The organism is Pseudomonas sp. GXM4 (assembly GCF_008923895.1).
Classification (GTDB): Bacteria; Pseudomonadota; Gammaproteobacteria; order Pseudomonadales; family Pseudomonadaceae; genus Aquipseudomonas; species Aquipseudomonas atacamensis.
Genome location: NZ_WBRZ01000309.1, coordinates 1 through 6,046 on the forward strand (window position 1 = coordinate 1; position 6,046 = coordinate 6,046).

Below are 6,046 nucleotides of genomic sequence, written 5' to 3' on the forward strand. Positions count from 1 at the left end.
AGAGACTCATAAAGACCCATCACAACATCCCAACGCATCATGTATGCCATTTCCACATTCAATCCGGCAACGCCCAAAGCGTTAAGTGCGGAGGCATACTCACTCGCTTCAGGATCCATCCACTCAACTTTACGGCCTTTGGTCTTATGCAGCTCTTTGCGATATATGTTAATGAGGTCGACCACCGCCTCATAACCCACTTCAAATTTGAAACTACCGTTAGCGCCCGGTCCAAGCACTACTGTTGCCTTCAAATTAAGAATGAACCGTCCTTTATCAAGAGAAACCTGAGCGTTCCCTTGAAATCCTGCGCCTAACGCGATTCCTACGGACCCGCCCAATTTTGCAAGCGTCAGCCATGGATTGGCTGTCCTTGCGTCTTTAGGACCGCTTATACCCAACGATGGCGCGGTACTTCGGGCGACGAGCTCTTTTGGCGGCGCCCAGTTTAGTGCACCAGTGAGCTCAATAGCGGCTTGCAAACCGCCGAATACGTTGAAGCTTGCCTTCGCGCCATTTTCGATTTGAACATTGGCGAGGCGACCAGTCGACATCTGACCTGTGCTCAGGGTGCCCGCAGCGGTGGGGGCTTTTGATTGATGGACGAGATCTGGAGTAGGACTATCGTCGCCGCTGCCGGCTTTTGCTTGCTTGGCGGCTGCGTGATCGGCGCGCTCCTGTTTGGCTGAGGCATCTTCACGCTGTGCGCGTTTGACCGGGCTCAGTGAGGCACCGTATTTGACGTTACCGAAGATAGGGCTCAATTCGACGCTGCCGGCAAGTAGCAGCGAAGCACCAGCATATCCCCACGCCTTCACGCCGAAGTGGAAGGAGAAACGCCCAAAATTCATTTTTTGTGGGCTACCGTCCAATAGGTAGTCGAGCGTGATTTCCTGTGCGCTCGCTTGGGCGGGCATATCGACTTTCATCAATTCCACTTCGCCGCGTGCCAAGTCGAGGCTCATCCCCGCGCTGGCCGACGCCTGAAAACCTTCTGCAGCGCTGATGGGGGGGCTTTCCAGCTTCACTTCAGCGTGAATGCTTGGTTGTGGAGGTGTCAGGCAGCGAACGAACTGCGCCTGAGGACTGGCATCGAAGAGTCTCACTTTACCGCGTACACTTTTCTGAAACACCAGCTGCTGAAGATGCTTACCCCAATTGGTAAGAGCTGCCTCGTCCTCTAGTTCAGTGACCTCATAGCCTTCCTTTTTTAAGTGAGCGTAAAAGTCTTTGGCTTTGAACCAACCTTTTTCATCGAAACAGTCGCCGACCTGATCGCTGAACTTTACAGCGCCCTGAGCCAACAGCCATTGGCGGAACGAACTGAGCTCACTGTTTTTATCAGAACCTTCAGTGGCATCTGTCGGGGGACTTTTAAAGGCCTTGGATACAGAGCCAGGGACTTTTTTGAAGTCCTCTTTCATAATTTTTTTTGCGTCTTTCAGGTTCGACATACTGAACCAGCCCAACGGAGTGCCCTTGGCGTCCGAAAGGCTGACTTCGCGCAAAGGAAAACCAGGTTTAACCATGCGATCTACTGGCTTGGGCTGAAACGCTTCCGGCTCCCAGATCAGATAACGTCGGGGTTTCGTCGCGTTGACATTATTCTGAGCGGCTGTATAGAGGTCTTCTTTGATTTTCTGCAGTTGGTCCCACTTTGCACGCTCTGCTTCCACCAAACCTGCAGGGGCCTGGGCATTTTGGCCTGTTGCTTCGATCCAGCGTTTGTACTTGTCCTGAAGTTGCGCAGTTGCTTCCGATTGCTTTTTCTCTGTATCCAAATACAGCTTGAATTGTTCGATGCCAGAGGCAAGGCCGTCGTTTATCAGCGCAAACTCTGGAAGCGCGATTCCATAATCGGAAGCCTTCATGATGGATTCGGTGTAAGCGTGGTAATCAAGCGCATCGGCGTTTTTGTGTAGTGTGTAAACATAGCCGACCAGATCGGCGGTGCAGTCAGTCATGCCACTGCAGATATTGTCGTAACTTTTTTTCTTTTCCGCCAAGGCTTTGGCAACGTCTTCCAGCGATACCTGCTTGAAGTCTTTGTTGCCGAGGAATTTCTTGCGAGCCTCCAGATAAGCTTGCACGCGTGCCCGCGCTTCAATCGCCTCCTTGGAGTACAGCGAGCCGCTTTCGTAGGTGTAGCCTTCTAACTTAGCGGCCGCTACCGCTTCTTTTTTTAACGCGACCCACTCAGCCCGCCGCTTGTAAAAATCGGCATATGCTTTGTGAACGTGCTGGTCAGTAGCTATGTCTGCCGCTAGACGGTCGAGGCGAGATACCGGCGTGTCCTCATCCGTGGACTGAGCAGGAGCGACTGCCGGTTTGTTTCCGTTAGCGTCGTTCTGCCTTTTTTTAGCGGTGGCGGGATCGATTTCGATCTCATCGCCCATCGCTTCAAACTCTTCCATACGTGCACGCTGTGCGCCCGTGAGGAAATTACTCAACTTAGGCTCAAGGAAGTATTCCAGCAAACCAGATTCCTGCAACCCGTTCAGGCGTGCATCACGTGGTTTGCTGGGCGCAATCATTTTTTCCAGGGCAAACATGGATTCTTTGATAGCGGACTTTGCCCGTTCGGGAAGCAGCCAAAATTCTTGCTCTTCGGTGGCATAAATCGCACTGGCAAACTTTTTCGAGCAGGGAGGCGCGTGCGGTTTGAAAGTCTTTGAGCTCTGATCTGGGGTGTCTTTGACAGGCTCCAGTTCAACCAGATCCTCCGCAGAGCACTGAGTTGCGGCTTCCGGGGTCGTTTTCGCAGGCGGTTGAGCTGCGGCAGGTGTCTGAGCGGCAGGCGCAGCAGGCGGTAGTGCGCTTTTCGGAACGCTCAGGTTCCATCCGACTTTGACATTATCCGGGTTGGTGATGAAGGGGTTCATCTGACGAAGTTGCGCCACAGTAGTGTTGTAGCGCGTAGCAATCTGGCTCAGAGTTTCGCCGGGCATTACGGCGTGATTTGTAATTTCCATGGTGATTCCGTTCTGTTGTCGCGTCGCCTTAGTGTTGGGCAACGGCGGCTGATTCCAGGAGCCGATCTACTTTGATAAACGACTCGTCCTTTGATTGCAGGATCGCCATGATCCCAGGCTGGGTCTCGAACAGCGGACCGTTCACGACATGGCCAAGCTTGAGCAGGTGATCGCCATCATAAATGTTGTTTTTGAGCAGCATGTCGAGGTTGTCCGCCATGTCATTCAAGCGGTCATCGTCTGGCTCATTGAATGCTGTGTATTCCTCATCGATCCAGTACATCCAGCCCAGGCGCGCTTGTACTTTCGCGGCCGCCTCGGGCAGATTGAACGCCGCTCTGTCACCGTCCCACGTTGATTGATCGGTGGCCTTCCAGGTCAGCCATCGCCCACGCTCTTGACCGAAATGAATCGGCGCCGGGCTGTAGACCGCATCCCAGCAGCCCAGTAACTGGTCAAATGCTTTATCGGCGGTGTAGGCCAGCGCAGCCCATAAACTCGGCTTGTGGAAACTCAGCAGACTTTGGCCACCTGAACCATCGTTTGCCTTAAGCAGCCAGCGCGCATGAGCCAGAGCTTTTTCAGGATCCCGGGTTGAGATTGCGATTCCCGAAAAGCGTTCCTCACATAGTTCCACAGCGACCTTTGCCACTTTGCCGCCCTTTGGGGCGACCAGCCACAATGGCTCGTCAGGAATCTCTGCAAGGTCTGTCCCGACAAACAGACCTTGGGCGACAACGGGTTCGCCTAATCGATAAAGACGACCCAAAGCGTCTGGCTGGAGCCCTTGGTCGATGATGAAACACAGCGATTCGCTTGTAGCGGGCAGGTCTGAAAAGTCGTAACGAGGCTCTGCGAGGAGGGCGCTCAGCGTGTTTACATGCATGTGCAATCCTTACGGCTGCAAGCGCCGTTACTCTGTTTTCCGCACAGCGGGGTGATACCTGACTCATTAAGACGGGCAGGGAGCGGTGCTTTCCCCGCCTTATCCGCATCCACAACCTTCATCGGCCCCGGCAACAACGGCGCCGCCGGCGTGCCCACCCCGGGCGAGCCGCCGGTATTGACCTTCACCTCAGCGCCGCTGATGGTCACGCCACCCGCATCGACCTTGACGAAGCTGCCGCCAGCCTTGGCGGTCAGTTCCATGGCGCCTTCGACCACGACTCTCTGGCCGGCGTAATAATGGATTTCGTTGCCAGCCTCAACAAACTGCCCAGTCCCCACCTTCACATGCTGCGTCACTCCCACCGTCAGGTGATCATCCGCGCGCATTTCGCTGATGCGATCCAGATGGGTGATGCGGTGTTCTTCGACCTTGAACTCGCTCAACACGTTAGCTTCAACAGTGTCATGCCGTTCGTTGCCGACGCGGATTTTCTGGTCGTGTTCGATGTTTTCGTCCCAGTCGCGCTGGGCGTGGATGTAGATCTGTTCGGCGCCTTTTTTGTCTTCGATGCGGAATTCGTTGTAGCCCTTGCCGCCCGGGGAGCTGAGGGTTTTGAAGGTGCTGCGGGTCTTGTTGGCCGGCAGGTCGTAGGGGACGACGTTTTCCTTGTGGTACAGGCAGCCGGTGACGAGGGGCTGGTCGGGGTCGCCTTCGAGGAAGGTGACGAGGACTTCCATGCCGATGCGCGGGATGGCAATGCCGCCGTAAGCTGCGCCGGCCCAGCCGCTGGCGACGCGCATCCAGCAGGTGGTTTTGTCGTCGGACTGGCCGTCGCGGTCCCAGTGGAATTGCACTTTGATGCGGCCGTATTGATCGCAGTGGATTTCTTCACCGGCAGGGCCCGTGACGATGGCGGTCTGGCTGCCGAGGACTTTCGGTTTCGGGTGTTCGAGGGCAGGGCGGTAGTGCGCGTCCCACGGGGTGGCGACGAAGCTGTTGCGGTAGCCCTGGTGGAAATCGCTTTTGTTGTCGGTGACGTCGCTGGTGACGTTTTCGCCGAGCACTTGCGGCTGTTTGCCTTCGTGGAAGACTTCCAGCAGCAGCCAGAGGTCGTTCCACTCGGCGCGCGGATGTTCGGCGAGTGTGAGGAAATGGCCGCTGGTCAGCGTCGGTTCATCACCTTTGCCTTCGGCGAGTTTGTAGTCGCTGCGATGGCGTTCGAGGGCGCGGGTCGAGAGGAACTTGCCGCGCTCGCGGGTGGTGAAGCGGCCGGGGTAATCGTAGTCTTCCAGGTCCGGGGCGAATTCGGATTTGACCGCGGCTTCGGGCAGCAGCTTGGGTTTTTCGAAATCGTAGTCGCGACGGCTGACGCGGGTGGTGCGGGTTTCCAGGCGCAGGTTGAAGCGCTTGATCACCGGTTTCTCCGCAGCCATGCCGGAGTCCTGCTGGTAGCTGACCGGCTTCAGTTTGCGGAACACCGTCTGATCGTCGCCGAACACCAGTTTGTGGCCGCTGCTGCTGTGCTGGAAGTGGAAGTGAATGCCTTCCTCTTCGCACAGACGCTGGATGAAATGCAGGTCGGACTCGTCGTATTGCACGCAATACTCACGCTCCGGGTACTCGGCGCCGAGCTGGAAGCTGTAGGCGTCAGAGAGAATGCCGCGATCTTCCAGCACCTGGGCGATGATTTTCGGCACCGTCAGTTGCTGGAAGATCTGCTGATCATGGTTGTGCTGCAGATACGCCAGTTGCGGCATCAGGCTGATGCTGTAGCGGGTCAGGGTCTTGCCGGAGTCGCCCTGCTCGATGCGATAGACCTGGCCGTGAATCTTGCCTTCGCCGGTAGCGCCGAAGGTCAGACAGGCACGCTTGTGCAACAGCTCTTCGAGCTTCAGGTCGGGGCGGGCGCTGACCAGTTCGAGGTCGAAACGGAACGGTTCGTTGAGGGCTTCGCGACCGGTGAAGCTGAGGACTTGCAGGTCGGCGTTGGCGTCTTCGATCGAGAGGGTGATGTGGGTTGCATTGGCGTCCAGCATGCCTTGAATTCCGTCCGTTGAATAAGCAGGTGATGGATGTTGCAGGATTAGACGGCCTCATTCAAGGCGCAAATGGCGTAGGTGTGGGGCCTTGATGCCATAGGGAAAACCCTTAGGAGGGCGGTTTGGGTCAGTGAAATCGGGCCTTT

General features: G+C 56.1%; 3 protein-coding genes. All 3 read right to left on the reverse strand.

The genetic code is table 11. From position 1 onward, the window contains the following. Positions 1 to 2,972, reverse strand: a 2,972-nt coding sequence (locus F8N49_RS24585; protein WP_151552966.1) for a LysM domain-containing protein, incomplete at its 3' end; no start/stop codon positions are given. Positions 2,973 to 3,000: 28 nt separating this feature from the next. Further along, positions 3,001 to 3,858 (reverse strand): DUF4123 domain-containing protein, encoded by an 858-nt coding sequence (locus tag F8N49_RS24590; RefSeq protein ID WP_151552967.1) that lies wholly within the window; start codon positions 3,856 to 3,858, stop codon positions 3,001 to 3,003. Further along, positions 3,849 to 5,897, reverse strand: a complete 2,049-nt coding sequence (locus tag F8N49_RS24595; RefSeq protein WP_151552969.1) for a type VI secretion system tip protein VgrG — start codon at positions 5,895 to 5,897, stop codon at positions 3,849 to 3,851. Before F8N49_RS24595 ends, F8N49_RS24590 begins: the two co-directional genes overlap by 10 nt. Positions 5,898 to 6,046 lie beyond the last annotated feature (149 nt).

What these genes read in the sequence shown, in the direction of transcription:
- F8N49_RS24590 (WP_151552967.1), bottom strand. Translation starts at nt 3,858, where the DNA reads ATGCATGTAAACACGCTGAGCGCCCTCCTCGCAGAGCCTCGTTACGAC.
- F8N49_RS24595 (WP_151552969.1), bottom strand. Translation starts at nt 5,897, where the DNA reads ATGCTGGACGCCAATGCAACCCACATCACCCTCTCGATCGAAGACGCC.